The following is a 506-nucleotide window of genomic DNA, read 5'->3' as shown; positions in this document are numbered from 1 at the left end:
TCGCCGTCCTCGCGCGTCAAGGAGTCGCGGCCCGCCGACCGGCGCCCGAACTTCCGCTCCATCGACGCCTTCGAGAGGTACATGACGTGCCCGATCTGTCGGGCGATGGCGAGCCCCTCGGTCGGGTCCGGCCGGTCGTCGCCGTAGTAGTCGCCGCCGTTCCAGTCGTCGTCGGCGCGGATCGCGCGGCGCGCGACCGCGTCGAGCGCGAGGCACTGCGCGTCGAGCCGCCCCGCGGTCGCGATGGCGACCACGCGGTCGACGTCGTCCGGGTACCGCTTCGCCCACTCTAAGGCGTTCATCCCGCCGACGCTGCCGCCGACGACCGCGCGCAGCCGCCCCACGCCGAGGCGGTCGAGGAGGCGGCGCTGCGCGCGCGCCCAGTCCTCGACCTGGACCGGCGGGAACGCGGTCCCCCAACGGTCGTGGTCGGGCTCCTCGCGGAGGTCGAGGTCCGCGCGCCGCTCGCTGGCGGGCCCCGTCGTCCCGTAACAGGAGCCGGGGAC

At 75.7% G+C, this 506-nt stretch carries 1 protein-coding gene; it reads right to left on the bottom strand.

Annotated elements, in window-relative coordinates; translation table 11 throughout:
- Positions 1-506, bottom strand: a 506-nt coding sequence (locus D3D02_RS19040) for an alpha/beta fold hydrolase (RefSeq protein ID WP_121571364.1), incomplete at both ends; no start/stop codon positions are given.

It is taken from the genome of Halobellus sp. Atlit-38R (assembly GCF_003665925.1).
Classification (GTDB): Archaea; Halobacteriota; Halobacteria; order Halobacteriales; family Haloferacaceae; genus Haloquadratum; species Haloquadratum inordinatus.
The sequence above is the reverse complement of the archived record's forward strand: the minus strand, read 5'-3'. Positions and strand labels throughout refer to the sequence as shown.